The following is a 26130-nucleotide window of genomic DNA, read 5'->3' as shown; positions in this document are numbered from 1 at the left end:
GGTGCAGGGCATGCGTGTGACCATGGGGGACGTGCCGCTGTCCTCGTTCGAGGACGCCTTCCGCGCCCAGCGGGCCCGCTATCCGGGTGCCTCCCCTGAGTGGCGTCCCGGATGGCAGCCGGTGCACACGGTGTACGTGCCCGCCGACCGGTTCGCCGCCGGCACCGTCGCGGACTGGGGCGGGCGGGCCCTGGCGCTGGCGCGGGCGCGGCTGGCCGGTCCCGCCGAGGTCGCGGACGTGTTCGGCGTGCCGGAGGGGCTGGCGCCGGCCGTACACGAGCGGGTGCTGCGCAAGCTCGGCCGCGAGCCCGTCGAGGACCTGCGGATCGACTTCGAGGACGGCTACGGGGTGCGGCCCGGCGAGGAGGAGGACGCGCACGCCGTGCGGGCCGCCGAGGCGGTCGCGGAGCTGCGGGCCGCGGGGACGCTGCCGCGGCGGTGGGGGCTGCGGGTCAAGTCGTTCGCCGACGGCGACCCGGCGCGCTCGGCGCGGACGCTCGACGGCTTCCTCACCGAGGTGGCGGCGCGCTGCGGCGAGCTGCCGCCCGGCTTCGTGGTGACCTTCCCCAAGGTGCTCATGGAGGAGTACCTCGTGGAGTTCGCCGACCTGCTGGGGCGGCTCGAACGCGGACTGGAGCGCGGGCTCGGTGACGGCGTGGAGGTGCGGCTGCGCTTCGAGATGCAGGTGGAGGCGCCGCAGACGCTGGCGTTCCTGCGGGGCGACCTCGCCGAGACGCTGGGGGGCAGGCTCGCCGCCGCGCACTTCGGGGTGTTCGACTACACGGCGGCGATCGGCCTGCCGCCGCGGGAGCAGCGGCTCGACCACCCGGCCTGCGACCACGCGCGGCACGTCGTGCAGACCGCGTTCGCGGGTACGGGGGTGGAGCTGTCGGACGGGTCGCTGGCGGCCTCGCCCGCCTCGGAGTCGGCCGCTGACGTGCGCGGGCTGTGGCGGCGGCACGCGGAGCTCGTGCGGCACTCGCTGCGCCACGGGTACCACCAGGGCTGGGACATGCACCCCTCGCACCTCGTGAGCCGGTTCGCCGCGGTGTACGCCTTCCATCTGGCGACGTACGACGCGTACCGCGAACGGGTACGGGCCTGGGAGGACGGGCGGGCGGCGGACGGCGGGGTCATGGACGAGCCCGCCACGATCAGGCCGCTCGTGGCGGCCCTGTCACGCGCGGACGCCGCCCTGTCCGACCCCGGCTGAGGCCGGGACCGAGTCCGTGACTGAGGCCGGTGCCCGGCCGCTCAGTCGCGGTCGACGAGGGCGCGCCACTGCTGGACCAGCCGCCGGTCCACGGGGTTCGACCAGCTCTCCCGTACGGCGGAGCCGACGTGGAAGGCGCGCACCCCGTAGTCGAGCAGGGCCGGCACGTGCGGTGGCCGCAGCCCGCCGCCGGCCAGGATGATCGACCCGTCGCCGGCCTCGGCGCGGGTCTTGAGCACCGGCAGCCCGTCCGCCACACCGGTGGGCCCGCCGGCGGTCAGGACGGTCGCCAGGTTCGGCAGGAGCCGCACGGCGCGCCAGGCGGCCAGGACGTCGGCCGCGTGGTCGACCGCCCGGTGGAACGTCCAGGGCAGCGGCGAGACGGCGTGGATGAGCGCCTCGGTGGCGGCCAGGTCCACGGCGCCCGCCCCATCGAGGAACCCGAAGACGAACCCCGCCGCACCGGCCTGGGCCAGCTCCTTGGCGTCGCGCCGCAGCCGGTCGAGCACGTCCTGCCCGGCCGTGAACGTGGCGTCGCAGCGCAGCATGACCATCTGGGGCAGCGGGCACTCGGCGGCGATGGCGGCGACCGTCTCCGGCGCGGGTGTGAGCCCGTCGGCCGCCATGTCGGCCACGACCTCCACGCGGTCGGCGCCGCCCTGCTCCGCGGCCACGGCGTCGCGCACGTCGAGCGCGATCACCTCAAGGAGGGATCCGGTCATGAGGAGAGGTTATCGGGTGCTCTACCCCTTTCCGCAGGCGAAGCCCCAAACGCCCGTTACGTCCTGGCTGGTCCGCGGGCCGGCGGCCGTCAGGCGCCGATGAGCTCAGGGAGGGTGAGGTCGCGGAAGGCGGCGACCATGGCGCTCTCGGCCGGGCGCTGGAAGAGGGCGCCCGAGGCGCGATGCGGGAGGTCCACCGTACGGACATGCTGGAAGCCGCGCCGCCGGTAGTAGTCCTGGAGCCCCTGGTTGCGCTTGGCGCAGTCGAGCCGGAGCCAGCGGCGCCCCGTGGCGCGGGCCGTGTCCCCGGCCCAGTCCAGCAGCGCGTCGCCCAGACCCGTGCCGGCCCAGGGCCTGGCCACGGCCAGCTTGTGGACGTACAGCGCCGCGCCGGGGTCGTCGGCGGGCGCCCAGAACTCCGGGTCCGCGTGGCCGTCCAGGGCGATGGTGGCGACCGGGGGGACGTCCTCGTCGGGGTCGAGGTAGCGCAGCTCGTCGTCCAGCAGGTACAGCACCCGCTCCTCGATCAGCGGCTCGATCCGCTCGGGGCCGAAGCCGCCCCGCGGCCACTGGCTCACGCCCTTGGAGTGCAGCCATTCGGCGGTGTCGGCGAGCAGGGTGAGGATGCCCTGGAGGTCGGAACGGTCCGCGCGGCGCAGTGCCAGCGGGTGCAGGAGGGTCGCGGTCCCGGTGCCCGAAGTGCCGGAGAAGGTGCCGAAGGCAGTGATGGAGTGCATGGTTCGCCCTTTCGATGCGTTGGGTGTCCGAGTCACTACTGTGAGTGATGGCGCAGCGGCGCACAGACTCGGCTAGGGTGACTTAAAGGCGATATGTACGCATATACACGCATAAATTGGGTTTTAGGGAGTATGCACAACTCCCCTAGCCCTGCGAGGCCGGATTACTCGCGGCGGGCCGCCGGCGGGATCACCCCCAACCGAGCTCGGCTAGCGGCTGTCGAGCTCGTATCTGATCAAGTGCTTGTCCGCGGGTAGCACCGAGACCGCGACGCGCACCGGCGTATCAGCCCTGTCGTAACCAACTCGGACATACACGACAACTGGCGTGCCCAGTTCCAATTGAAGCCTCTCAGCTTCTTCTTGGTTGGGCATTCGCGCCCAAATGTCGTCAATCACGCGAACTTGTTCATGCCCGAGCTCCTCCAGAACCCGGTTCGCCCCTCGCGCGATGTCTCCCGGCCTGGCGATTTCCGAGTTGGCCACCAAATCCCGGGGGAAGTACGAGTCGTTGGTGTTGTACGGCTGCCCGTCGACGAAACGGAGCCGCCGGCGCACCACGGCGAGCTCCCCGTCGGCCAGCTCCAACCGGCTGGCGATCTCCTCGACGGGCGTGACGGTCAGCACCTCGATGAGCTGGCTGGGCGCCCGGCCCTCCTGGGTGACGGCGAAGGCGAACGCCTCACGCAGCTCCCCGCTGGGTTGTGGCTCCAGCTCTCGCTGCGGATAGATGAGCAGCGGCCTGCGGTCCCGGACGATCGTGCCGCGGCGGGGCGTCCGTGTGACCAGCCCCTCGTTGACCAGCTCCCCCAGGGCCAGCCGGACGGTGTTGCGGCTCACCCCATGGTCCTCCATGAGCTGGGCCTCAGTCGGCAGCTGCGCTCCGGGACCGAGTACACCGGAGTAGATGGCCTTCCGTAGTTCGGAAGCCACCTGCTGGTACAGCACCGACCTTGCCACTTTCACCCCTTATTGTGCCAACAATTTAGACGATCTGGTTCTAGCAGGCCACAACCCCTTGACCAAAGGGCCCCCGCAGCCGCATCATCCATTCGTTGGTACAAATCCATCGAAAGGCCGGGGAGGGGGTGAGGGCCAGTGTTGCCGGTCCACGCGGGTACGCCATACCTGCCCTGGCAAGACCCAGACGATGCACCACGTTTACTGCGTTACGCGGTGCGTCGCCATACGTTCGGTCTTACCTGCACGAACACCCGGAATGGCAGTCCCGTACCGACCAGGTCGACCGAGCGTTGCCGGCACCCGGAGTCCTCGCACTCCCCCACCGTCTCCGTGCGCGAACCATCGATCTAGGACTCCAACCCTCGCCGGAGTCCTGGCGTCGCCGCGCATGGGGCTGGAAGCGCGTCCTGGCGGGTCCCCCACGCCCGCCAGGACGCGCGTTCCGCGTGTCACCCGTCTTTCTGTGACGCTCGCTCCCCGATGGGCTCCCAGTCCACGAGCGTGAGTTCCCCCGCCGTGAACACGCCCCTGACCCGCTCGCCGCCCACGGGCTCCCGCGACGCCCGCCATCCGCCGTACAGCAGGCAGTCGGGCACCGCCGCCGGGCGCACCATGACCACCACGTACGGGTCCCCGGCCCGCCCGCCGAACGCCTGATGGCTGACGATCCAGCTCTCCACGGTCCCCTCCGGGTCGACCGCCTCCCAGCGCCACCGCTCGGCGCGGCAGGCCGGACAGAACGCCCTGGCCGGGAAGCGCGCGGTGCCGCACGCCTCGCACCGCTGCACCGCGAACTCCCCCCGCCCCGCCCGCTCCCACCACGGGGCCGAGTCGCGGTCCGTCGCCACCTGGAACACCGGACGCTCGCCACCGGCCATGCGATCAGCCCTTCCTGAGGATCAAGGCGGAGGTCGCCGACAGGATGTACCCGGGCTGGGCCGTGGACAGAGCCACCTCCGCGCCCGGCACCTGGCGGTCCCCCGCGTCGCCGCGGAGCTGGGAGACGGCCTCGGCGATGTGGTTGACGCCGTGGACGTAGCCCTCCGACAGGAAGCCGCCGTGGGTGTTGACCGGCAGCGTCCCGTCCAGGGCCGTGGCGCCCGAGGCGACGTACGGGCCGCCCTCCCCCTTGGGGCAGAACCCGTAGTCCTCCAGCTGGACGAGCACGGAGTAGGTGAAGCAGTCGTAGATCTCGGCCACGTCGACGTCCCGCGGACCGAGGCCGGCCTGGCCGTACAGGCGGGGGGCGAGGGCGGCGGCGGCCGTGGTGGTGGGGTCGGCGCGCCCGCCCGACAGATGGCTCTCCCCGCCGCCCCAGGCGGCGGCCGAGACGAGCACCGGCGGCCGGCGCAGGTCGCGCGCCCGCTCGGCGGTGGTGACGACCAGCGCGCAGGCGCCGTCGGTCTCCAGACAGCAGTCGAGCAGCCGGAACGGCTCGGCGATCCACCGGCTGGCCAGGTAGTCGTCGAGCGTGATCGGGGTGCGCATGAGGGCGCGGGGGTTCTTCACGGCGTTGGCGCGCTGGGTGACCGCCAACCGGCCGAAGTGCTCGGCCGTGGTGCCGTACCTGAGCATGTGCGCGCGGGCGTACATCGCGTACTGCTGCGGCGGCGCGAAGTAACCGTACGGCGCCTGGTACTGCACCTCGGGGCCCGGCGGCAGCCCGCGGCCGGTGCCGCCCATGCGGAACTCCGAGCGGGCGTTGATGGCGCGGTAGCAGACGACGGTCTCGGCCATGCCCGCGGCCACGGCGAGCGCGGCCTGGGCGACGACGGCGTGGGAGACGCTGCCGCCGCCGAACTGGTCGAGGTGCCAGCTCAGGTCGCGGATGCCGAGCGCGGGCCCGACGAGGGTGGGGGCCGCGGAGTCGCCGACGCGGTGGGTGGCCAGGCCGTCGACGTCGTCCGCGGTGAGCCCGGCGTCGTCCAGCGCGGCCAGGACCGCGCGGCAGGCCAGGGTCAGGGTGCTGACACCCGAGTCCTTGCTGAACGGCGTGTAGCCCACGCCCGCGACGGCCGTACGATCCCGGAAATCGAGCAAGCGCTTGGGCATCAACCCACGCTAGGCCGCACGCTCCGGACGTGTCAACGTGACAGGGTGGACGGTCGCCACCGCACCGCTTGACAGGCTTTCCGCCTCGCGCCTACCGTCCAAGCAAGCGCTTGGTGAGATACACTCGACCGGGCGGACAAAGGAGGCCCACATGAGCACACACGCTGCCCGGCTGGTCACGCCGGACGGTTGTGCCGGCCGTCCCACGCCCTACCAGCGCAGGACCCTCCACGGAGCCGCCATGCCGAACGGCCCTATCCCCCAGAGCGCGAACGGTCACCTCGACGCCTTACGGTTCCGGCAGGTGCTCGGGCGATTCGCCACCGGCGTGGTGGCGATCACCGCGCTCGACCCGGCGACCGGCACGCCGTGCGGCCTGGCGGCCAACTCGTTCACGTCGGTGTCGCTCGACCCCCCGCTCGTGGCGTTCTGCGTCGCGCACACCAGCACGAGCTGGCCGCGCGTGCGCGAGGCCGAGGCGCTCACCGTGAACGTGCTGGCCGAGCACCAGCAGCCGGTGTGCGCCCAGATGGCGGCCAAGGGCGGCGACAAGTTCGCGGGGCTGAAGTGGACCGGCTCGCCCGGCGGCAACCCCGTGCTGGACGGGGCGCTGGCCTGGATCGACTGCGCGGTGGAGGCCGAGCACCCCGCCGGCGACCACATGATCGTGGTCGCGCGGGTGCTCCAGCTCGACGTCCACGCGGAGGGCGGGCCGCTGGTGTTCTTCCGCGGCGGCTACGGGGGCTTCGTTGAGCCTGCGTGAGGAGGCGCGGGCCTGGCTGGAGGACAACCTCACCGGCGAGTTCGCCGGCGCGCGCGGGCTGGGCGGACCCGGCCGCGAGCACGAGGGGCACGAGATCCGGCTGGCCTGGGAGCGCCACCTCGGCAAGGCGGGCTGGACCTGCCTGGCATGGCCCGCACGGTACGGCGGCCGCGACGCCTCCCTGGCCGACCAGGTCGCCTTCCACGAGGAGTACGCCCGCGCCGACGCCCCCGCCCGCGTGGGCCACATCGGCGAGGGACTGCTCGGCCCGACCATCCTCCAGCTCGGCACGGACGAGCAGAAGGCCCGGTTCCTCCCTCCCATCCAGCGCGGCGAGGAGCTGTGGTGCCAGGGCTACTCCGAGCCGGACGCGGGCTCCGACTTGGCCGGGGTGCGGACCCGGGCGCGCCTGGACAGCGGCCGGTGGGTGGTGACCGGGCAGAAGGTGTGGACGTCGCTGGCGCACGTGGCCGACTGGTGCTTCGTGCTCTGCCGTACCGAGCCGGGCTCGGAGCGCCACCGGGGGCTGTCGTACCTGCTGGTGCCGATGCGGCAGCCCGGCGTCGAGGTGCGGCCGATCGTCCAGATGACCGGCACGTCGGAGTTCAACGAGGTGTTCTTCGACGGCGCGACCACCGACGCCGCCAACGTCGTCGGCGCCCCCGGCGACGGCTGGCGGGTGGCGATGGCCACGCTGGCCCACGAACGGGGCGCGTCCACGCTGGGGCAGCAGATCGGGTTCCGGCGGGAGCTGGCCAAGGTGATCGAGACGGCCCGGCGCACCGGGGCGGCCGAGGACCCGGTGCTGCGCGACCGGCTGGTCAGGGCCTGGCTGGAGCTGCGGATCATGCGGCTGAACGCGCTGCGCACGATGCGGCCCGACCCGGGGCCGGAGGCGTCCATCGGCAAGCTCTACTGGTCGGAGTGGCACCGCAGGCTCGGCGAGCTGGCCCAGGCCGTCCAGGGCCGGGCGGGGCTCGTCGCCCGCGACGGCGAGCTGGACGACCTGCAACGGCTCTACCTGTTCAGCCGGGCGGACACCATCTACGCCGGGTCCAGCGAGATCCAGCGCAACATCATCGCCGAACGGACGCTGGGGCTGCCCCGGCAGTGAGGGGCACCACGATGGCACCGGCATACCCGCGCGGACACGGTCTGCTCGACGGCAAGGTCACGCTCGTCACCGCCGCGGCGGGGGCGGGCATCGGCTACGCGACCGCGCGGCGCTGCGCCGAGGAGGGCGCCACCGTCGTCCTGTCCGACCGGCACGAGCGGCGCCTGGGCGAGGCCGCCGAGGCGCTGGCGGAGCTGACCGGCGTCAAGCCGCTGGCCGTGCCGTGCGACGTGACGTCGGAGGACCAGGTGGCGGCGCTGTTCGAGGCGGTGGCGCAGCGGCACGGGCGGCTGGACGTGCTCGTCAACAACGCCGGGCTGGGCGGCACGGCCGAGCTGGCCGCGATGACGGACGAGCAGTGGCACGCGGTCATCGACGTGACCCTGCACGGCACCATGCGCTGCACCAGGGCCGCCCTGCGCCGGATGGTCCCGCAGGGGTCCGGGACGATCGTGAACAACGCCTCGGTCGTCGGCTGGCGGGCCCAGCGCGGCCAGGCGCACTACGCGGCGGCCAAGGCCGGGGTCATGGCGCTGACCCGGTGCGTCGCGATGGAGGTCGCCGAGCACGGCGTCCGGGTGAACGCGGTGGCGCCGTCGCTGGCCGTCCACCCGTTCCTGGCGAAGGTGACGAGCGAGGAGGTGCTGGCGGAGCTGGCGGCGCGGGAGGCGTTCGGACGCTCGGCCGAGCCGTGGGAGGTGGCCAACGTCATCGTCTTCCTGGCCAGCGACTACGCGTCGTACATGACGGGCGAGGTCGTCTCCGTGTCTTCCCAGCACCCCTGAGACTCCTTATATCTTGCCTGACAAGATATAGTGGGGACGTGAACATAACGGAGCCCATGTTCCTCGCGCTCACCGCGCTGGTGGACGAGCCCCGGCATGGCTACGGGATCGTCCAGGAGGTCGACCGGCTGTCGGAGGGAAGGGTCCAGCTCAAGATCGGCTCGCTGTACGGGGTGCTCGACCGGCTCGCCGCCGACGGGCTGGTGGAGCTCGACCGCGAGGAGGTCCAGCGGGGGCGGCTGCGCCGCTACTACCGGCTGACGGACGACGGCGCCCGGACCCTCGCCGACGAGGCCGCCCGGCTGGCGGCCAACGCCGAGGCCGCGACGGCCCGGCTGCGCGCCCGCGGGACGTCCAGCCGGCCCTCCGCCGCCCCCTCCCCCACCCCGCGGCCGGCCACCGCCCTGGCGGTGCTCGCCCGTTCGTCCCTGACCGCTCTCGCCGCGCGCGCGGCGGCCGCTGGAGGTGTCGCGTGACCGAGCCCGACCCGGTGCTGCTGGAGCGGCGCTACCGATTCGTCCTGCGCATCCTGCCCGGCCCCTACCGGGTGGAGCGGGAGGACGAGATGGTGGCGGCGTTCATGGAGATGTCCGGCGAGGTGCCGGACGAGCGCAACCCGCGACCGCGCTGGGACGAGGTCGCCAGCGTGGTCGCGCTGGCGGTGCGGGTCCGGCTCGGCGGGGCGGGCGCCGGTCCGCGGTCCGTCGCCTGGGGCGAGGCCGTCAGACTCGTCGCGCTGCTCGGCCTGGGCTTCCAGGCGATGCTGGGCGTTCACGGCCTCGTGTGGCCGGCAGCCTCGGCTGCCGCGCACCTTCCCGCCCCCGCCGGCGCCACCTCGCCGTTCCCGGCGGTGGCGGATGCGCTCTGGGTCGTCGCGTTCGCGGCCGTCATGCGCGGCTTCGCCGGTCCCGCCAAGGTCGCGGCAGTCGTGGCGGGAGCGGTCTCGCTCCTGCTGATCGGCGCCGGGCCGGCCGTCCAGCTCTCCTGGGCCGCGCCGCCCGCCGCGCTCGTGGCGTCGGTGCCGGTGCTCGCCCTGCTGGCGGGCTTCCACACCGAGGCACCGGCGACCGTCCGCCCGTGGCGTCTCCTCCTGCTGCCGGTGGCCGTCGCGCTGCCCTCAGCGCTGCTGCCGTGGGCGCCGCTGCCGTGGACCTCGGCGTCCGAAGCGCTCCTGGCCCTGTGGTCCCTGTTCTATCCCGAAACGTTCGCGACCGTGGCGTGTGCCGCAGCGGGTGTCGCCGCCCTGCGCCGGGGGGCGGCCCCCTCGGTACGCCTCGCCCTGGCCGCGGCGGGGACGCTGCTGCTGGCGTGGCGCCTGCCCATGGCCTGGCCGGTGCCGGGCGCCGAGATGGTGTGGGGGCCCGCCGCGGTGCTGTGCGGCGTGCTGGCGGTGGTGATCGTGCCACTGGTCGTCACGGGGACGCGGTTGCTGCCCCCGGCGCGGCGGGCGAAGCGCGGACCGGCTGCCTGACCGGCCACATCGGCCCCGCCAATCTAGGCTGAAGGGGCGGCCACGTCCTACTGTCCCGTGTATGGCTACCCGCTCCTCCTTCCTGCTCGACGTTCTCGTGGCCGAGTTCGGCGAGTCGATCAAACGCGAACCGGCCGCGTTCCGGCGCAAGTTCCGCAAGATGGCCGCCTCGCCGTTCGCCTTCTACCGGGGCAGCGCGAGCCTGTTCTACGCCGACCTCACCGGCGAGTTCGCCGACGACGCCTTCCTCGACGAGCCCACCAGCCGGGTGTGGATCCACGGTGACCTGCACGCCGAGAACTTCGGCACCTACATGAACGCCTCCGGCGTGCTCGTCTTCAACGTCAACGACTTCGACGAGGCGTACGTCGGGCCCTACACCTGGGACCTCAAGCGCTTCGCCGCCAGCGTGGCCCTCATCGGGTACGCCAAGGCGCTGTCCGACGAGGTGATCAGCTCGCTCGTGAGCGGCTTCGGCACCGCCTACCTGGACGAGCTGACCGCCATCGCGCACGGCGGCGACGACGCGATCGGGTCGCTGACGCTCGGCACCACCACCGGCGTGCTGCACCGGGTGCTCCAGACGGCGCGGCTGCGGACGCGGGTGGCGATGCTCGACGTCGAGACCGTCATCGACGACTACGACCGGCGCTTCGCGATCATGGAGGGGCGGGAGGCCGTCGGGCCCGAGACCCGGGCGGCCGTGCTGGCCGCGTTCGAGGACTACCTGACCACGCTGCCCGAGCAGACGACCTCCGTCGAGCACGTCATCAAGGACGTGGCGCTGCGCAAGGGCGTGGGCATCGGCTCGGCCGGGCTGCCCTCGTACAACATGCTGCTGGAGGGCCGCTCGCAGGCGCTGGAGAACGACGTCATCCTCTACATGAAGCAGGCGCAGGTGCCGGCCGTGGCCAGGTACATCACCGACGAGAAGGTGACCGGCTACTTCCTGCACCAGGGGCACCGGACCGCCGAGTCGCAGCGGGCGCTGCAGGCGTACGCGGACCCGTGGCTCGGCTACACCACGCTCGGCGGCGTGGGGCAGCTCGTGGCCGAGGTCTCGCCGTACTCGGCCGACCTCGACTGGGACGACGTCAACGAGCCGGCCGAGCTGGACTCGATCATGCGGGATCTCGGGCGGGCGGTGGCGCGCATGCACGCCGTGGCCGACGACGAGTCCAGCCACGACCTGGTGGACTTCTCCACCGAGGAGTCGATCGTGGCGGTGGTGGGCGACGACCGGCCCGGCTTCATCGGCATGCTGGTGGACTTCGCCCACCGGTACGGGATCCAGGCGCGGGCCGACCACCAGACCTTCGTCGACCTCTTCCGCAACGGCCGCCTCCCCGGGGTGTGACCGCCTAGGCGATGGCCGGGGGCGGACCCATGTCCGCGTGGTGGTCGAAGGCGTGATCCATGCCGGGACCGCTGCCCGGGTGGTGGGGGCCGAGGGCGAGGTCGGTGTCCGGCAGGTCGCCGGCGCTCTGCCCACCGAAGTCCGTGCCCGGCAGGTGGCCGTGGGGCGTGCCGTCGCCGGTGTGATGGCCGGTGCCGCCGAGGTGGGGGTCGCCGAAATCCGTGCCTGGCAGCGTTCCCGTCGAAGGCCCCTGCAAGGGGAAGGCGTCGCCCGCCCCCGGCTGGAGGTCTTGGCCGTGCTCGGTGGAGAGCGTCGGCTTGTGCGCGGGGGTGGTGTGGGAGTCACTGGAACCTGGACCCTCGGGTGACTTTGGGGGTGGGGATGTGAACGACGGCGAGTTGTCGACGCCGATCTGTCCCTGGAGTTGGTCCAATGCGCTCTGTCCGTTTCCTGACTGGCTCATCGCGTCCGCGGGTACGCCGCCGTCCAGCCCGGTGTGCGTGGGGTGCGCCTTGGCCTGCCAGATCCCGGGAGCGCTCGCGTCGAAGGGGATCGGCGGCTCGGGGGTGCCGCCGGTGGCCGGCGTGGGTGACGTGGACGTCGCGGGTGCGGGCGTGGAGTCGGGTGCGGATTCCTGCGGAAGGCTCGCTTCGTGGTGCGGTGCCAGGGCGGCGTGGTGTGGGGCGTGGGCGGCCGAGTGCTCGGTCGCGGTGAAGGGCGGGGAGTAGTGTCCGACTGCTTGGTGGTCGGCAAGGGTTTGCGATGCGGTGTGCGGCGCGTGCTCCTGCCCCATCGGCATCTTGTCGGGATGGTCGGCCGGCTCGTGTTCGGCCGGCGCGTGCTTGTCAGAGGTCGAAGCCATCGTCGCCACTCCGTTCGGGTCTGAGGGGGAGGCCAGATGTCAGGTCCACGGCCCCCGGATGGGCAGGCGTTCGGCGGGGATGCGGGATTCGAGGTAGCGGCCGACCTTCTTGACCAGTGCAGGAGTTCCGACACCGGACATTTCGATCTGGGTGACGGACGACGCCCCGTTGTCGTTGTAGCGAATTCCCAGCGACGCCGTGTGCGTGAAGTAGCTGCCGAGGGTGCGCAGATAGCTGGGCGCCTCAACGATCTGGTAATACCAGATGAATTGGACGGTACGCCGGATAAGTCCTCTCCTTATCTCGACGCCGTATTCGTAGACGTCTGATCCATTGATCCGGGAATTCAGGAGGGCGCCCGGAATCCCGATGACGAGGATGATCAGGATGAAGGTGGTGCCGCAGACGGACAGCGGCGCGTCCAGGGACGGCGACGCCAGCGCGTCCTCGAGGTTGTCCCAGACGATCTGCGCCGGCGGGCGGAAGTATCCGGTGGCGAACCCGGCCACGGCGACGAGCAGCGCCGCAGCCCCCGCGACTCGGGGCACCCCGAACAGGACGCCGGCGACAATGAAGATCGCCACACTGGGCAGCTCGCCGGCCAGCGCCGCCACCAGCAGGACCGCGGCGACCGTGGCCAGGAGAGCCTTGCTGAGCATGGCGGGGGCGAGGTGCCTTGCCTGGAGCCGGAGGGCGTTCTTCAGCTCGCCGCGGTCAACGGCGTGGCGGCCGTCGACTCGGGCGCGCAGCGGTGGCGGAACCTCCTCGCTCGAGGGGAAGGTGTGGCTCAGGTCAGCGGAGTCGCCGGAAGCGGTGCCCGAGGGCTGCTCGCACTGACCCAGTCTCGCCCGTGCGTCCGAGAACTCGGCGAAGTCCAGGACGCGCCGGTAGGCGTCCGCGGCTCCGGCTCGATCTCCTGCCGCCTGCAGGATCCGGCCCAGCCGGTAGGCCGCCTCGTAGTGCTCGGGTACGGCGGCCAGCACGCGGTGCAGGTGGGGGACGGCGTCGGCGGTGCGTCCCAGATCGGTCAGGCACACGACGAGCGCATAGCGCGCGGCGGTGTGCTCCGGGTCGCGGCGGAGGATGCCTTCCAGGAGCGTCAGCGCTTCCTGCGGCCGTCCCTGGCGACGCAATGCGCTCGCTTGCTCGTAGGCTATTCGGGCATCCTGATCCGGTTTTTCTGATGGCTCCGATAAAGGGGTCGTGTCCGCGGTATCCGCTTCTCGCATGCCTCATTCTCGAGCGGTCCGTCCCACCGTGCCAAGCGGTGATTCCAAATAGTGACCGGCTAAATTCGTCGGGTAGTGATTTGTCGGTATTTCGCGCGCGGTCATGGGGCGCCCTCCCGCCAGGCTGGGATGATCGCCCCGACCATCGAAGACCGCGGGGGGAAAGGCGGTTGGCAAACCAGGTGCGGTGATGCCCGGCAGTCGGCCACGATGAAGTGATGAGTGATCCGCTCGAACACGGTGGAGATCGGCCGGCGGCGCGAACACGTCATCGGTGGCTCGGCCGGATCCTGCGTGAGAGCGCCGTTCCCGAACTACTTGGAGGCGCTCACCGAGCGGTTGTCCGCACTCCACCCAGTCGCTGGGCTACTCGTGTTGGCCACCTGGGCGGCTCTGTTGGCTTCTATCGCCTGGAAAGGCTTCGTGCACAGAGACAGCTAGAGCAGCTCGCGCAGGGCCCTGGCCAGGTTGCGGGGCGCCTGCGGCTCGTACCGCAGGAACAGGTACGGCTCGGTGAGCTCCAGCTCGATCACCACCGGCGTCCCGTCGGGCAGCCGGACCAGGTCGATCCGCGCGTACAGAAGGGCTTGGGGGATGATCGCAAGCACCTTCTCGGCGAGTTCGACCTGGTCCGGGGCTGGTGCGCGGAGCTGTGCCCGCACGTGGTCGGCGCCCGACTTCCCCAGGGTGAGCATGGGAGTGCGGCGGACGGCGTGGCTGAAGCGGCGGTTGAAGTACAGCAGCGAGGTCTCGCCCTCGGTCTCGACCATGTCGAGGTAGGGCTGCACCATGGGCGTGCGGCCGGACGCCTCCAGCCACGCGGCGTGCGCGACGGCCTCGGCGCGGCCGGTGGTCCGGATCGTGTCGCGTGCGCCCGCCGAGATCGCGGGCCTGACGACGTACTCGTCCCACTCGGGCAGGCCCTCCGACGACCAGTGCGTGGGCACGACGGGGAGCCCGAGGTCGCGGAGGTAGGTCTTGTCGGTGTTGCCGGCCAGCACGGAGGCGGGATTGAGCAGCCTTGAGTGGCCCTCGACCCGCCGGGCCCAGTCCAGGAACTCGCCCCGGCGGCCGACGTAGTCCCACACGGACCGCACCACGACGGCGTCGTACGCGGCCCAGTCGGCCGCGGGGTCGTCCCAGCGCTCGGCACACCCGTCGATGCCCTCCTCCCGCCAGGCGGCCAGCACGATGTCACGCTCGTCGTCGTGGCCGTCTTTGTCGTCAAATGTCACATAGGCACAGGTAGTCACGGCGACGATGCTACGTACGACCGGCCACCCGGCAGGCCCGGGGCGGTGAGGGGTCCCACCTCCCGGGGCCGTCACGGACGGGGGTCCGCCTCGCCACGGCCACCGCCTGACGTGGCCCGGGAGCCGCCCCACCGCCGCCGCCTGTTTCTGGTTTCCCGCAGTGCCCACCGCAGGTCGCCTCATGGAGTGTCAGGTGCCGCGGGTGCCGTGGGGTGTCACGGGTGCGCACCGATGATGAGACAGCTCCTAGTCGACGCGGTTGCTCAGGGCCGCGCCGCTGCGGCGGGCGGCGGTGGCGGTGTTGGCGTTCACCGAGGTGACGTTGGTGGAGGAGCCGGTGCCGCGGTTCTGGGCCACGATGTTCCCGAACATGTTGCCGGACTGGGAGGACTCGCGGTTGGAGCTGGAGTCGGAGATGGCGGTGTCCGCGAACGCGGGGGCGGCGGCCGGACCGGCGACCGCGGCGAAGGCGGTGCCGACAGCGGCGACGACCAGACCGGTGGCGCAGAGCTTCTTCATGGGGATCTCCTTCAAGGTTCGGGGGTACGGGGGTTCGGGGGGTTGGGCAGCCGACCGAATGAACTCCATCCGACGGAGCGGCCGCCCCCTGGCCGGGCGAGGCAACGCACCGAACGGCACAGCCACCCGACGGTACGAAGCAACGGCGGAAGGGCGCGGCCACCCGCGGCACGGGCAGCCTGCGACACGGCTCGCCACCCGTCAGAGCTTGCGACCCCTGGTGGGAGTCGCGGTGGACTGCGCCTGCCAGGGAGGGAGCGGCAGGCGCCGAGCGGCCTGCCGGGAAGGGAGCGGCAGGCAGCGTGGCGGATGTGGACGCGGTCGGACGGGATGGGGTCGGATTCGGGACGGGCGAAACTGGTTCAGGAGAAGACGCTGGTTCAGTAGAAAACGTAGGTGACGACGGTGCTGCCGTTGGACGCCGTCGTCGCGATGCCGTTGACGTTGTTGACGTTGGTGGAGCGGCCCCAGCCCTGGTTGGACGCGCCGACGTCACCGAAGGTGTTGCCGGACTGCGAGGAGCCGGTGTTGCGGCTCCAGTTGTCCGTCCAGGTGTCGGCGCTCGCGGGGGTGGCCAGCAAGGTGAGTGCGGCGGTCACCCCCGTGACGCAGACAGCGCTCAGGCTCTTGATCACTATGGTTCGGCTCCTTCGCCGGTGAGTGGGCGGGCGGTCAGACTGAGACCGATCCTATAACGTTGCGTTACTGATCCATAGCATAGAGTGATCAGAACTTTGCTCGGGTATTGCTGGAGTTCACTGACGGAAGGTGTCAGTGACTCCGGGTTAGCGTGCCCGCATGATTTACGAACTGCGGCGCTACACCCTGCATCCCGGGCGGCGCGACACGCTGATCGAGCTGTTCGAGCGGGAGTTCGTCGAGTCACAGGAGGCGGCGGGCATCGGCCTGGCGGGGCACTTCCGGGATCTGGACTCACCGGACGTCTTCTGCTGGCTGCGGAAGTTTCCGGACATGGAGGCTCGCCGGGTGGCCTTGGCCGCGTTCTACGGCGGCCCCGTCTGGAAGGCCCATCGCACGGCGGCCAACGCCACGATGATCGACTCCGACGACGTGTTGCTCCTGCATCCCGTGCCGACGGGGCTGTCTGCCCAGGACGACTCCCCCTTCCCGGCGGACGACCCGTTCCCGGGCACGGCTTTCCCGCTCGTCGGGTCAGCCGGCCTTCCCGAGTCCGGTGCACTTTCCGAGTCGGGCGCACTCTCCGAGTCCAGGCTTCCCGAGTCCGGGCTTCCCGGGGCCGTCTACGTCGCTACCGTGCACCACGTGCCGGAGGGCGTCGCGGGATTCGCCGCCTTCTTCGCCGAGCGGGTCGCGCCCGCGCTTGCCGGGGCCGGGATGCCGCCGATCGCGTGCTTCGAGACAGAGCACGCGGTCAACACCTATCCGGCACTGCCCGTCCGGACCGGTGAGAACGTCTTCGTGTGGTTCGCCCGGTTCGAGCGGGACGAGGACGCGGGCAAGCCTCATGAGGCGCTGGAGGTGGAGGCTGTCCTCCTGGAAGGACAGGTCGCGGGGACGCCGCAGCGCTTCCGTCTCTCCCCCGCCGCCCGCTCCGTCCTCCGCTGACCGGCGGTCAGGTTCTTGACCCAGTGCCGCCGGAGGTGGCGTGGCGCCAGGCCGGGGTTTCGCCGCCTCCGTGGACCTGGATCGCCGCGCCCGTGACGTACCCCGGGCTGCCGAGCCACAGGCACACCCGGGCCACGTCCTCCGGTGTGGCCATGCGGCCCGCCGGGACCGTGGCGGCCACGGCCTCGTGCCCGCCCGCGTAGTGCTCCTCCGCGTTCTCCGTGGCGGCGAGTCCCACCACCACCGAGTTGACCCGCACCTCCGGCGCCCACTCCGCCGCCAGGCAGCGCGCCAGGTGGTGCAGGCCGGCCTTGGCGGCCCCGTACGCGGAGGTGCCGGGTGAGGGGCGGGTGCCGCTCGCGCTGCCGATCATGATGACGGCCCCGTCCGACGCCTTGAGCAGCGGGTACGCCTGCTGCGAGACCAGCAGCGGCGCCGTCAGGTTGAGCTCGATGACCCGGGCGTGCAGGCGGGGCGAGGTGCCGTCCAGTGGCGCGTACGGGGAGCCGCCCGCGTTGTTGACGACGACGTCGAGCCGGTCGAGCCCGGAGAGGAGGCGGGCGACGTCGTCCGGGTCGCGGACGTCGGCCCGCACGAACCGCACCCCCTCGGCCGCCCCGACAGACGCGCCGCCCGCCTCTCCCTGACCGGCCGGGCCGCCGACCGGCCCACGGGTCGGCCCGTCCGCCGCGGGTGGGGTGCGGGCGCAGGTCACGACCGTGGCGCCCGCCTCCAAGAACGCGCGGGCGATGCCGGCGCCGATCCCCTTGGTCCCTCCCGTCACGAGGACGACCTTGCCCGCGTAGTCGTAAGTCACCGTCACGAGTGCTACCGTACCAAGCAAGCGCTAGGACAAAGCAAGCGTACACACCCTGGGAGCGGGATGGGAATCACGCTGCGCGCCGGCCCGATCGCCGAGGTCGTCATGGAGGTCCCGCCGGTCAACGCCCTCGCCGTCCGGCACTGGCACGACCTGGCGGACGCCGTCCGGCAGGCGGGGCAGGACCTCGCGACCCGGGTGGTGGTGCTGCGCGCCGAGGGGCGCGGGTTCAATGCGGGCGTGGACATCAAGGAGATGCAGTCCACCGACGGCCATCGGGCGCTCGTCGGGGCGAACCGGGGCTGCCACGCCGCCTTCGCCGCCGTCTACGACTGCGCCGTGCCGGTGGTGGCCGCGGTCCACGGGTTCTGCCTGGGCGGCGGCATCGGGCTGGCCGGCAACGCGGACGTCGTCGTGGCCTCCGACGACGCCTACTTCGGGCTGCCCGAGGTGGACCGCGGGGCGCTCGGGGCGGCGACGCACCTGTCGCGGCTCGTGCCGCCGCACCTCATGCGGGCCATGGTCTACACGTGCCGCAACGTGACGGCCGCCGAGCTGCTGTCGTTCGGCTCGGTGCTGGACGTGGTGCCGCGCGAGGCGCTGCGGGAGGCCGCGCTGGAGGTGGCCGGGCGGATCGCCGACAAGGACCCGTACGTGATCCGGCTGGCGAAGGAGTCGCTGAACGGCATCGACCCCGTGGACGTCAAGCGGAGCTACCGGTTCGAGCAGGGCTTCACGTTCGAGCTGAACCTCGTCGGCAAGGGCGACGAGCACCGCCACCGCTTCGTGGAGGGCTCATGAGCACCGGCGCCGTCAGAAGCAAGGTCATGACCGTCGAGGAGGTCGTCGGCCGGTTGGAGAGCGGGATGACGATCGGGATCGGCGGGTGGGGGTCGCGGCGCAAGCCCATGGCCCTCGTCCGCGGCCTGCTCCGATCCCCGCTGCGCGATCTCACGATCGTCTCGTACGGCGGGCCGGACGTGGGGATGCTGTGCGCCGCGGGCAAGGCGCGCAGGGTCGTCGCCCCGTTCGTGACGCTCGACTCCGTCCCGCTCGAACCCCACTTCCGCAGGGCCCGTCAGAGCGGGGCCGTCGAGTTCACCGAGTACGACGAGGGCATGTTCATGTTCGGGCTGCTGGCGGCGGCGCACCGGCTGCCGTTCCTGCCGACCCGGGCGGGACTCGGCTCGGACGTGCTGCGGGTCAACCCGGACCTGCGGACCATCCGATCCCCCTACGGCGACGAGCACGGGGACGGGGAGGAGCTGGTGGCCGTGCCCGCGCTCACCCTGGACGCCGCGCTGGTCCACCTGAACCGGGCCGACCCGCGCGGCAACGCCCAGTACCTCGGCCCGGACCCGTACTTCGACGACCTGTACGTCAAGGCGGCGACGAGCGCCTACGTGTCGTGCGAGCGGCTGGTGGACACCGCGGACCTGCTGAAGGAGGGACCGGTGCAGTCGCTGCTGGTCAGCAGGTCGATGGTGACCGGGGTGGTGGAGGCGCCGGGCGGGGCGGGCTTCACCGCGTGCGAGCCCGACTACGGGCGCGACGAGGAGGCGCAGCGGCGGTACGTGGAGACACCCTGGGAGGAGTACGCCCGTGGCGAGCAGGGCTGATGTGTGCGTGGTGGCGTGCGCCGAGGCGTTCAGGGGCGACGGCGAGATCCTCGCGGCCGGCATCGGCGGTGCCGTCACGGTGCTGGGTGCGCGCCTGGCGCGGCTGACGTTCGAGCCGGACCTGCTGACGCACGACGGCGTCTGCCTGCTCACCGGCGACGTGCCCGCGCTGGGCGAGGCGCCGGAGGTGGTCGAGGGGTGGCTGCCGTTCCGCGACCATCTGTGGCTGGTGCTGAACGGCCGGCGGCACGTGATGCTGGGCGCGAGCCAGATCGACCGGCACGGCAACTCGAACATCTCCTGCATCGGCGACTGGAGCATGCCGAAGGCGCAGTTGCTCGGCGCGCGCGGCGCTCCGGGCAACACGCGCTGCGACCCGACGAGCTACTGGATCCCGCGCCACTCCCCCCGGGTGTTCGTGCCGGAGGTGGACATGGTCAGCGGCGTCGGCACCGACAGGGGCGCGTACGAGCTGCGCCGGGTGGTGACGGACCTGGCCGTGCTGGACTTCGGCGGGCCGGGCGGCACGATGCGGCTGGTCTCCGCGCATCCCGGGGTGAGTGTGGAGGAGGTGGTGGCGGCCACGGGGTTCGAGCTGGACGTGCCCGCCGGCGTGCCCGAGACGCGGGAGCCGACCGGCGAGGAGCTGAGGCTGCTGGACGAGGTGCTGGACCCGCGCGGGCTGCGCCACCGCGAGGTTCCCGGGCCGCGCGCGGGGGCCGCGAGGTGAGGACCGCGCTGACCGACCTCGTCGGCTGCCGCCATCCGATCGTGCAGACCGGCATGGGGTACGTGGCGGGCGCCCGGCTGGCCGCGGCCACCTCCCGCGCGGGCGGCCTGGGAATCATCGCGGCGGCCACGATGTCGGTGGCCGAGATGACGAACGCGATCAGAACGGTCAAGGAGCGCACGGACGCCCCCTTCGGGGTGAACATCCGCTCCGACGCCGACGACGCCGCCGAGCGGGTCGAGGTGATGATCCGCGAAGGGGTGCGGGTGGCCTCGTTCGCGCTGGCGCCGCGCAGGGAGCTGATCGCCCGGTTGACGGACGCGGGCGTGGTGACGATGCCCTCGGTGGGGGCGCGGCGGCACGCGGAGAAGGTGGCCGCCTGGGGCGTCGACGCGGTGATCGTGCAGGGGGGCGAGGGCGGCGGGCACACCGGGCCGCTGGCCACCACGCTGCTGCTGCCGCAGGTGGTGGACGCCGTGGACATCCCGGTGGTGGCCGCCGGGGGCTTCTTCGACGGGCGCGGGCTGGTGGCGGCGCTGGCGTACGGGGCGTGCGGGATCGCCATGGGGACGCGGTTCCTGCTGACCCGGGACTCGCCGGTGCCCGACGCGGTCAAGCGGCTCTACCTGGAGACGGCCGACACGCTGGTCACCACCAAGGTGGACGGCGTGCCGCACCGGGTGCTGCGCACGCCGTTCGTGGAGTCGCTGGAGCGCTCGCGGCTGCTGCGCGCGGTGGTCAACGGGGCGCGGTTCAGGCGGCTGTCCGGGCTGTCGTGGGCCGCGATGATCCGGGAGGGGCGGCGCATGCGGCACGGCCGCGACCTGACCTGGGCGCAGGTGCTCCAGGCGGCGAACACTCCGGTGCTGCTGCGGGCCGCCATGGTGGAGGGGCGCGGCGACCTCGGGGTGATGGCCTCCGGCCAGGTGGTCGGGGTGATCGGCGACCTGCCCTCGTGCGAGGAGCTGATCGGGCGGGTCATGGCGGAGGCGGAGGCGACGCTGAAGCGCCTGCCCGCTCCTTGAGGCTTGTCCTGCAGAAGCAGCGGATCGGCGGTGACGCGCGTTCATAGGTCATGAACAGTGAGACAGCCGCTCGCGCGCCCGCCCCGCCGGGCGCCGGGCCGGTGCTGGCGGGCCTGTATCGCGAGCACTGGCTCGCTCTGGTGCGCCTGGCCCTGCTGCTCGTCGGCGACCGGGAGAGCGCCGAGGACGTCGTCCAGGACGTCTTCTCCAGGCTGCACGGCAAGCGTCCCGAGACGCTGAGCCTCGCGTACGTGCGCGTCTGCGTGCTGAACGCCTCCCGCTCGGTCCTGCGCAGGCGCGGCGTCGCCGCCAGGGCGGTGCCGGGACGGCGGGACGAGCCGGTGGGCTCCGCCGAGACCGCCGCGCTGCTCGGGGAGGCGCGCGCGGAGATGCTGGCCGCGCTGGGCCGGCTGCCCAGGCGGCAGCGCGAGGTCCTCGTCCTGCGTTACTACCTCGATCTGTCCGACGCCGACATCGCGCGGGCGACGCGCGTCCGGGAGAGCACCGTGCGGTCCACCGCCTCCAGGGCCCTGGACCGGCTGAAGCGCGAACTGGGAGAACCGGAGGTGCAGGCATGACCGGCTTCGAGGATCGGCTCAGGGACGCGCTGGCCGCCAAGGCCGAGACCGTGCGGGACGACGGGACGCCGCGTGTCCTGCCCGGACCGGCCGCGCGATGGTCCGGCGCCAGGTTGTGGGCGCCGGTGGCGGTGGCGGCCGCGATCGTCGTCGTGGTGGCGGCCACCGTCGTGGCCACGCGCGCGGTCACCCCGCCCGTCCCCGCCGTGCGGCCCACGCCGCCCACGCCCTCCCCCGTCGGCTTCGCGCCGCCGGTCCGGCAGGTGTGGCCGGGCGCGGTGCACGAGATCCCGGCCACGGCTCCGGGCGGCCGGGAGTTCAGGCCGGATGTGTTCGTCAGCGACCGGGTCGTAGTGGGACGGGGGCTCGGTAAGAACCTGCGAGACGCCATCTACGCGTACGACGTGAACAAGCGGCGCTTCGCCCGGATCGCCCCGCTCCCGAGGGACAGGTACGGGGCGAACGGCCCGTTGGTCTTCGGCGACTTGGTCTTCGGCGACGGGTACCTGGCGTGGTCGGCGCTCCGCGACCGCGACGCGGAGATCTGGGCCGTCCCCGTCGCCGGAGGCGTCCCGCGCCGCCTCGCCTCGTTCCCCGCCACGCGCACCAGCGAGAACCAGATCTTCGCCGCCCAGAATCTGACCGTCGCGGACGGCATGGCCGTGTGGTCGGCGCAGGACGGCGGCGTCTACCGGGTCCCGCTGAAAGGCGGCCGAGCGGACCTGGTCAGCGGGACGAAGGGGTTCCATCTGGCCGAGTGGCCGTGGGCCGGCTGGCCGCGGAAGGGGTCATGGATGGATCAGCCTGTCACCCGTCCCATGGAGCACCTGAAGAACGTGGTCACGGGCGAGAGCCGCGACGTGAAAGCTCCCTCCGGGCGGACGTCGTGGACGGACTGCGGGCTGACGTGGTGCTTCAACGGTGCCGAGGCGTGGCGGCGCGACGGCACGGGCCTGCGCGCGTTCCCCGGGCGGGCCGCGGACGTGCTTCTCTCGGGCCGCTTCGTCCTGCTCCACCAGAGCGACCCGACGGGCAGGCGCGCCGCGGCCGTGCACGACATCGCCACGGGACGCACCGGTCTGCTCTCCACCCCGACCCGCGAGGGGGACAAGCCCTCGCCGCCCCTCCGCCTGCAGGACGGCATGGCGTGGTATCGGACGGGACACGGGACGCAGGTCCTCGTCGACCTGACCCACGCCGCCGCCCGATGACCGGCAAGGAGGTCAGAGCACGGTGATGCCGCGGGCGGCCAGGATGGCGGCCGCCTGCGCCGGGTTGACGATCGCGCCCGCGAGCGCCCTGAGCTTGGCGTCGTCGGGCTCGCCCAGGTCGGCGCCGCGCAGGTCGGCCTTGGCGAAGACGGTCTTCAGCAGCTTGGCGCCGCGCAGCCGGCTGTCGCTGAAGGTCGCCCCGGTGAAGTCGCAGCCCGACAGGTCGGCGTCGTCGAAGCGCACGCCCTCGATGAGCTCGCCGCGCAGGGAGCAGCCGCCCAGGTTGGCCATGGTGAGGTTGGACCTGCTGACCTTGAACCCGGTGCCGCGCGTGGCGGTCAGCGACGCGCCGATCATGCGGCACCCGGTGAACGTGACGTCGCTCAGCAGCGCCCCGCCGAACCGGGCGGAGGCCAGGTCGACGTCGGTGAAGGAGGCGTCGACGAGGTCGGCGTCGTCGAAGCGCACGCCCATCCCGCCGCCCCCGCTGAAGACGGCCCCGTCGAGGTCGGCCTTGCGGAAGTCGGCCGTCTCCAGCACGCACGACTCGAAGCGCGCGGCGCCGAGATCCGCGCCGCGCAGGTCGGCGCCGGTCAGGTCGCAGCCGCGGAAGACGTGGACCTCTCCGGGGGCGAGCCGCTCGGTCAGCGCGGAGTGGGACAGGTCCTCGCCTTCGACGTCCATGGCGTCAGAGCCTACCGGTGATCACCTCGGCCGCGGCCCGGCCGCAGACGAGCGCCGAGCCGTACGTGGCGATGTGGACGGCGCCGAGATCGGAGCGCCGGGGCAGGCCCATCTCGACCACCACGGCGTCGGGACGGCCGCTGAGCAGGTGGCGCAGCGCCTGGGCCTGCCAGGCGTGGCGGTGCGCGTCGCGGACGACCACGACCAGCGGCCGCCCGGCGGCCCCGCGCAGCAGGTCCTCCAGGGCCGGGCCGGTGGCCTGCGCCGCGGTGAGCCGGGTGACGTCGGTGCCGGGCAGCAGGCGGGCCAGCGGCTCCCCCACGCCCCAGGGGGTGGCCTTGTCGATGGCCAGGTTCATCTCGGGGGCGAGCTCGACCACCAGGGGCGCGACGGTGAGCGGGAGCACGGGCGCGGCCGAGCGGCGGGTGACCCGGACGGCCCGGCGAGCCGCGGCCAGCCCGATCCGCCCGTCCGGCGGCGAGGCCGGCCCGGTGCGGCCGTCCGGCGGCGAAGGGCGCGTGGTGCCGGCGCTGCCCGAGGAGGCGGCCCAGGCGCCCAGCTCGCGGACCCTGCGAGCGGCGTCGGCCAAGCGCTCCTCGGGCAGCACGCCTTCGGTGACGGCGGTGGCGATGGCGTCGCGCACCCCGGCGGCGGTGGCCTCGTCGGCGTGCTCGCCGCCGACGCAGATCGCGTCGGCGCCGGCCGCGACGGCGCGGGCCGCCGCGCCGCCGATGCCGTACGCCCCGGAGACGGCGGTCATCTCGATGCCGTCGGTGACGATCATCCCGTCGAAGCCCAGCTCCTCACGGAGCAGCCCGGTGAGGATCTTGGGGCTGAGCGTGGCGGGCAGCCCGCCGTCGAACGACGGGACGAGCAGGTGCCCGGTCATGATCGCCTTGACCCCTTCGGCGATGACCTCGCGGAACGGGCGCAGCGCGTCCTCGATCCCGTCGGCCGCCACGACCGGCACGCCGTGGTGGGAGTCGACGGAGGTGTCGCCGTGGCCGGGGAAATGCTTGGCGCACGCGGCCACCCCGGTGGACTGGAGCCCGCGGACGAACGCGCGGGCGTGGCGGGCGACGAGCGCCGGCTCGGCGCCGAACGACCGCAGCCCGATGACCGGGTTGTCGGGGTTGGAGTTGACGTCGGCGGACGGGGCGAAGTCGATGGTGATGCCGGCCGCGGCGAGCTGCGCGCCCAGGTCGCAGGCGAGGGCCTCGGTCAGCGCCACGTCGTCCACGACGCCGAGCGCGTAGCCGCCGGGGCGGCTGCTGCCGGTGCCCACCTCCAGCCGCGTCACCTCGCCCGACTCCTCGTCGGTGCCGACGAGCACGGAGGGGTTCTCGGCGCGCAGGGCGGCGGTCAGCGCGGCCACCTGCTCGGGGCCGGCGAGGTTGCGGGAGAACAGCACCACGCCGCCCAGCCCCTGGCCGAGCCGGCGCCGGAGCCAGTCGGGAGGGGTCTTCCCCTCGAATCCCGGCATGATGACGGCGTCAGCCAGGCGTAGCAGGTCAGCGCTGATGGGCATGACCCGCAATCTAATAGGAAAGTTTCCTATTTGCTAGTGGCATTTTCTGACGTCAGCCGGTGTCAGAGCCGTTCCAGGATGGTGACGTTGGCCTGGCCCCCTCCCTCGCACATGGTCTGCAGGCCGTACCTGCCGCCGGTGCGCTCCAGCTCGTGCAGCAGCTTGACGGCCAGCACGGCGCCGGTCGCGCCGAGCGGATGGCCGAGCGCGATGGCGCCGCCGTTGGGGTTGACGCGGGCCGGGTCGGCGCCGGTCTCCTTGACCCAGGCCAGCACGACGGAGGCGAACGCCTCGTTGATCTCCACGACGTCCATGTCCTCGATCGCCATCCCGGCCCTGCGCAGCGCGTACGCGGTGGCGGGGATCGGCGCGGACAGCATCATGACGGGGTCGGCGGCGCGCACCGAGAGGTGGTGGACGCGGGCGCGCGGCGTCAGCCCGTGCTCCCGCACGGCCCGCTCCGAGGCGACGAGGAGGGCGGCGGCGCCGTCGGAGATCTGTGAGGCGAGCGCGGCGGTGAGCCGGCCGCCGTCCACCAGGGTCTTCAGCGCGGCCATCCGCTCCGGGCTCGTGTCGCGGCGCGGCCCCTCGTCGGCGGCGACGCCCTCGTACGGGGTGATCTCCCGCGCGAAGCGGCCCTCGTCGGCGGCGGCGATCGCCCGCCGGTGCGAGGCGTAGGCGTACGCCTCCATCTCCTCCCGCGAGACGTCCCACGCGGCGGCGATCTGCTCGGCCCCGGCGAACTGCGACACCTCCCGCGCGCCGTACCGCCGGCTCCAGCCCTTGGAGCCGGAGTAGGGCGTGTCGTGGCCGAGCGGCACGCCCGCGAGCATCGCGGAGGAGATCGGGACCATGCTCATGTTCTGCACGCCGCCCGCCACCACGAGGTCGGCGGTGCCGGACAGCACGGCCTGCGCGGCGAAGTGCAGGGCCTGCTGCGAGGAGCCGCACTGGCGGTCGACCGTGACGCCCGGCACCTCCTCGGGCAGCCCGGCGGCCAGCCAGCAGGTGCGGGCGACGTCGCCGGCCTGCGGCCCGATGGTGTCCACGCAGCCGAGGACCACGTCCTCCACGGCGGCCGGGTCGGCGCCGGTGCGCGCCATCAGCTCCTTCAGCACGTGGGCGCCAAGGTCGGCGGGGTGGGCGCGGGCCAGGCCGCCGTTCCTGCGCCCGACCGGGGTCCTGACCGCGCCGACGATGTAGGCCTCGTTCACCCCTGTATGGTAGCAAGCGCTTGGTCACACCGGGAACGCCGGATGAGCAGGCACACTTCCGTGAACAAGCGATTGTCCCAGGGCCCATAATGG

General features: G+C 72.7%; 28 protein-coding genes. 14 read left to right on the top strand and 14 right to left on the bottom strand.

Annotation, left to right across the window (positions count from 1 at the left end; all coding sequences use genetic code 11):
* Positions 1 to 10 precede the first annotated feature (10 nt).
* Positions 11 to 1213, top strand: coding sequence for an aldolase (locus tag AB0H64_RS22245; protein ID WP_357627388.1), 1203 nt, complete (start codon positions 11 to 13; stop codon positions 1211 to 1213).
* A 41-nt stretch (positions 1214 to 1254) separates the two neighbouring features.
* On the opposite strand, the gene AB0H64_RS22240 is transcribed toward AB0H64_RS22245, so the two are convergent.
* From AB0H64_RS22240 to AB0H64_RS22220, 5 genes are all read right to left on the bottom strand, one after another.
* Positions 1255 to 1935, bottom strand: a complete 681-nt coding sequence (locus AB0H64_RS22240) for a copper homeostasis protein CutC (protein ID WP_357627385.1) — start codon at positions 1933 to 1935, stop codon at positions 1255 to 1257.
* 89 nt (positions 1936 to 2024) lie between these two features.
* Positions 2025 to 2672 carry a GNAT family N-acetyltransferase gene (locus tag AB0H64_RS22235; protein WP_357627383.1) on the bottom strand — a complete coding sequence of 216 codons (648 nt, stop codon included), beginning with the start codon at positions 2670 to 2672 and terminating at the stop codon, positions 2025 to 2027.
* A 210-nt stretch (positions 2673 to 2882) separates the two neighbouring features.
* Positions 2883 to 3605, bottom strand: coding sequence for a GntR family transcriptional regulator (locus tag AB0H64_RS22230; RefSeq protein WP_357627535.1), 723 nt, complete (start codon positions 3603 to 3605; stop codon positions 2883 to 2885).
* Between the two features lie 479 nt (positions 3606 to 4084).
* Complete coding sequence (locus AB0H64_RS22225; RefSeq protein WP_357627380.1) at positions 4085 to 4513, bottom strand: zinc ribbon domain-containing protein; 429 nt, start codon at positions 4511 to 4513, stop codon at positions 4085 to 4087.
* A gap of 4 nt (positions 4514 to 4517) precedes the next feature.
* The gene (locus tag AB0H64_RS22220) at positions 4518 to 5687 is read right to left on the bottom strand and encodes an acetyl-CoA acetyltransferase (RefSeq protein WP_357627377.1); all 1170 of its coding nucleotides are present in this window, start codon (positions 5685 to 5687) and stop codon (positions 4518 to 4520) included.
* Between the two features lie 241 nt (positions 5688 to 5928).
* Here AB0H64_RS22220 and AB0H64_RS22215 point away from each other — a divergent pair, with 241 nt between their 5' ends.
* The 6 genes from AB0H64_RS22215 to AB0H64_RS22190 all read left to right on the top strand — a co-directional run bounded on the left by AB0H64_RS22215 (position 5929) and on the right by AB0H64_RS22190 (position 11177).
* The gene (locus AB0H64_RS22215) at positions 5929 to 6450 is read left to right on the top strand and encodes a flavin reductase family protein (protein WP_357627532.1); all 522 of its coding nucleotides are present in this window, start codon (positions 5929 to 5931) and stop codon (positions 6448 to 6450) included.
* Positions 6437 to 7564 (top strand): acyl-CoA dehydrogenase family protein, encoded by a 1128-nt coding sequence (locus AB0H64_RS22210; RefSeq protein ID WP_357627375.1) that lies wholly within the window; start codon positions 6437 to 6439, stop codon positions 7562 to 7564. The genes AB0H64_RS22215 and AB0H64_RS22210 overlap by 14 nt, the downstream gene beginning before the upstream one ends.
* Positions 7565 to 7575: 11 nt before the next feature.
* Entirely contained in the window at positions 7576 to 8349 is a 774-nt protein-coding gene (locus AB0H64_RS22205; RefSeq protein WP_357627372.1) for an SDR family oxidoreductase, read from the top strand.
* 38 nt (positions 8350 to 8387) lie between these two features.
* Entirely contained in the window at positions 8388 to 8825 is a 438-nt protein-coding gene (locus AB0H64_RS22200; protein WP_357627369.1) for a PadR family transcriptional regulator, read from the top strand.
* Complete coding sequence (locus AB0H64_RS22195; RefSeq protein WP_357627366.1) at positions 8822 to 9820, top strand: hypothetical protein; 999 nt, start codon at positions 8822 to 8824, stop codon at positions 9818 to 9820. Before AB0H64_RS22200 ends, AB0H64_RS22195 begins: the two co-directional genes overlap by 4 nt.
* A 61-nt stretch (positions 9821 to 9881) precedes the next feature.
* Complete coding sequence (locus tag AB0H64_RS22190; RefSeq protein ID WP_357627365.1) at positions 9882 to 11177, top strand: DUF2252 domain-containing protein; 1296 nt, start codon at positions 9882 to 9884, stop codon at positions 11175 to 11177.
* 4 nt (positions 11178 to 11181) lie between these two features.
* Here AB0H64_RS22190 and AB0H64_RS22185 read toward each other — a convergent pair whose 3' ends face one another.
* The 5 genes from AB0H64_RS22185 to AB0H64_RS22165 all read right to left on the bottom strand — a co-directional run bounded on the left by AB0H64_RS22185 (position 11182) and on the right by AB0H64_RS22165 (position 15676).
* Positions 11182 to 12039, bottom strand: a complete 858-nt coding sequence (locus AB0H64_RS22185) for a hypothetical protein (protein WP_357627363.1) — start codon at positions 12037 to 12039, stop codon at positions 11182 to 11184.
* A gap of 39 nt (positions 12040 to 12078) precedes the next feature.
* Positions 12079 to 13269, bottom strand: a complete 1191-nt coding sequence (locus tag AB0H64_RS22180; protein ID WP_357627360.1) for a tetratricopeptide repeat protein — start codon at positions 13267 to 13269, stop codon at positions 12079 to 12081.
* A gap of 437 nt (positions 13270 to 13706) precedes the next feature.
* Positions 13707 to 14522, bottom strand: a complete 816-nt coding sequence (locus AB0H64_RS22175) for a hypothetical protein (protein WP_357627357.1) — start codon at positions 14520 to 14522, stop codon at positions 13707 to 13709.
* Positions 14523 to 14768: 246 nt separating this feature from the next.
* Positions 14769 to 15041 carry a hypothetical protein gene (locus AB0H64_RS22170; RefSeq protein WP_357627355.1) on the bottom strand — a complete coding sequence of 91 codons (273 nt, stop codon included), beginning with the start codon at positions 15039 to 15041 and terminating at the stop codon, positions 14769 to 14771.
* A 380-nt stretch (positions 15042 to 15421) separates the two neighbouring features.
* Positions 15422 to 15676, bottom strand: a complete 255-nt coding sequence (locus AB0H64_RS22165) for a hypothetical protein (RefSeq protein WP_357627353.1) — start codon at positions 15674 to 15676, stop codon at positions 15422 to 15424.
* A gap of 163 nt (positions 15677 to 15839) precedes the next feature.
* Here AB0H64_RS22165 and AB0H64_RS22160 point away from each other — a divergent pair, with 163 nt between their 5' ends.
* Positions 15840 to 16628, top strand: a complete 789-nt coding sequence (locus AB0H64_RS22160; protein WP_357627351.1) for an NIPSNAP family protein — start codon at positions 15840 to 15842, stop codon at positions 16626 to 16628.
* A gap of 7 nt (positions 16629 to 16635) precedes the next feature.
* Here the strand turns inward: AB0H64_RS22160 and AB0H64_RS22155 are convergent, their stop codons facing one another.
* Complete coding sequence (locus tag AB0H64_RS22155) at positions 16636 to 17451, bottom strand: SDR family oxidoreductase (RefSeq protein ID WP_357627349.1); 816 nt, start codon at positions 17449 to 17451, stop codon at positions 16636 to 16638.
* Positions 17452 to 17511: 60 nt separating this feature from the next.
* On the opposite strand from AB0H64_RS22155, the gene AB0H64_RS22150 reads away from it, so the two are divergent.
* Genes AB0H64_RS22150 through AB0H64_RS22125 form a run of 6 tightly spaced genes read left to right on the top strand, consistent with a single transcriptional unit; the run spans position 17512 to position 22611 of the window.
* Positions 17512 to 18249, top strand: a complete 738-nt coding sequence (locus AB0H64_RS22150) for an enoyl-CoA hydratase family protein (RefSeq protein ID WP_357627346.1) — start codon at positions 17512 to 17514, stop codon at positions 18247 to 18249.
* Positions 18250 to 18275: 26 nt separating this feature from the next.
* Complete coding sequence (locus tag AB0H64_RS22145) at positions 18276 to 19067, top strand: CoA-transferase (protein WP_357627530.1); 792 nt, start codon at positions 18276 to 18278, stop codon at positions 19065 to 19067.
* Positions 19051 to 19797: a CoA-transferase gene (locus AB0H64_RS22140; RefSeq protein WP_357627344.1), complete on the top strand. Its 747-nt coding sequence runs from the start codon at positions 19051 to 19053 to the stop codon at positions 19795 to 19797. Before AB0H64_RS22145 ends, AB0H64_RS22140 begins: the two co-directional genes overlap by 17 nt.
* A complete protein-coding gene (locus AB0H64_RS22135) occupies positions 19794 to 20822 on the top strand; it encodes a nitronate monooxygenase (protein ID WP_357627342.1) in 1029 nt (342 codons plus the stop codon). Before AB0H64_RS22140 ends, AB0H64_RS22135 begins: the two co-directional genes overlap by 4 nt.
* A gap of 50 nt (positions 20823 to 20872) precedes the next feature.
* Positions 20873 to 21400, top strand: coding sequence for a sigma-70 family RNA polymerase sigma factor (locus tag AB0H64_RS22130; protein ID WP_357627339.1), 528 nt, complete (start codon positions 20873 to 20875; stop codon positions 21398 to 21400).
* Complete coding sequence (locus tag AB0H64_RS22125; RefSeq protein ID WP_357627336.1) at positions 21397 to 22611, top strand: hypothetical protein; 1215 nt, start codon at positions 21397 to 21399, stop codon at positions 22609 to 22611. Before AB0H64_RS22130 ends, AB0H64_RS22125 begins: the two co-directional genes overlap by 4 nt.
* A gap of 12 nt (positions 22612 to 22623) precedes the next feature.
* Here AB0H64_RS22125 and AB0H64_RS22120 read toward each other — a convergent pair whose 3' ends face one another.
* From AB0H64_RS22120 to AB0H64_RS22110, 3 genes are all read right to left on the bottom strand, one after another.
* The gene (locus tag AB0H64_RS22120; protein WP_357627334.1) at positions 22624 to 23295 is read right to left on the bottom strand and encodes a pentapeptide repeat-containing protein; all 672 of its coding nucleotides are present in this window, start codon (positions 23293 to 23295) and stop codon (positions 22624 to 22626) included.
* Positions 23296 to 23299: 4 nt separating this feature from the next.
* Positions 23300 to 24823: a glycoside hydrolase family 3 N-terminal domain-containing protein gene (locus AB0H64_RS22115; protein WP_357627331.1), complete on the bottom strand. Its 1524-nt coding sequence runs from the start codon at positions 24821 to 24823 to the stop codon at positions 23300 to 23302.
* 62 nt (positions 24824 to 24885) lie between these two features.
* Complete coding sequence (locus AB0H64_RS22110; RefSeq protein ID WP_357627329.1) at positions 24886 to 26037, bottom strand: acetyl-CoA C-acetyltransferase; 1152 nt, start codon at positions 26035 to 26037, stop codon at positions 24886 to 24888.
* Positions 26038 to 26130 lie beyond the last annotated feature (93 nt).

Source organism: Nonomuraea sp. NPDC050733 (assembly GCF_040654215.1).
In the GTDB taxonomy this organism is placed as follows: Bacteria; Actinomycetota; Actinomycetes; order Streptosporangiales; family Streptosporangiaceae; genus Nonomuraea.
The sequence above is the reverse complement of the archived record's forward strand: the minus strand, read 5'-3'. Positions and strand labels throughout refer to the sequence as shown.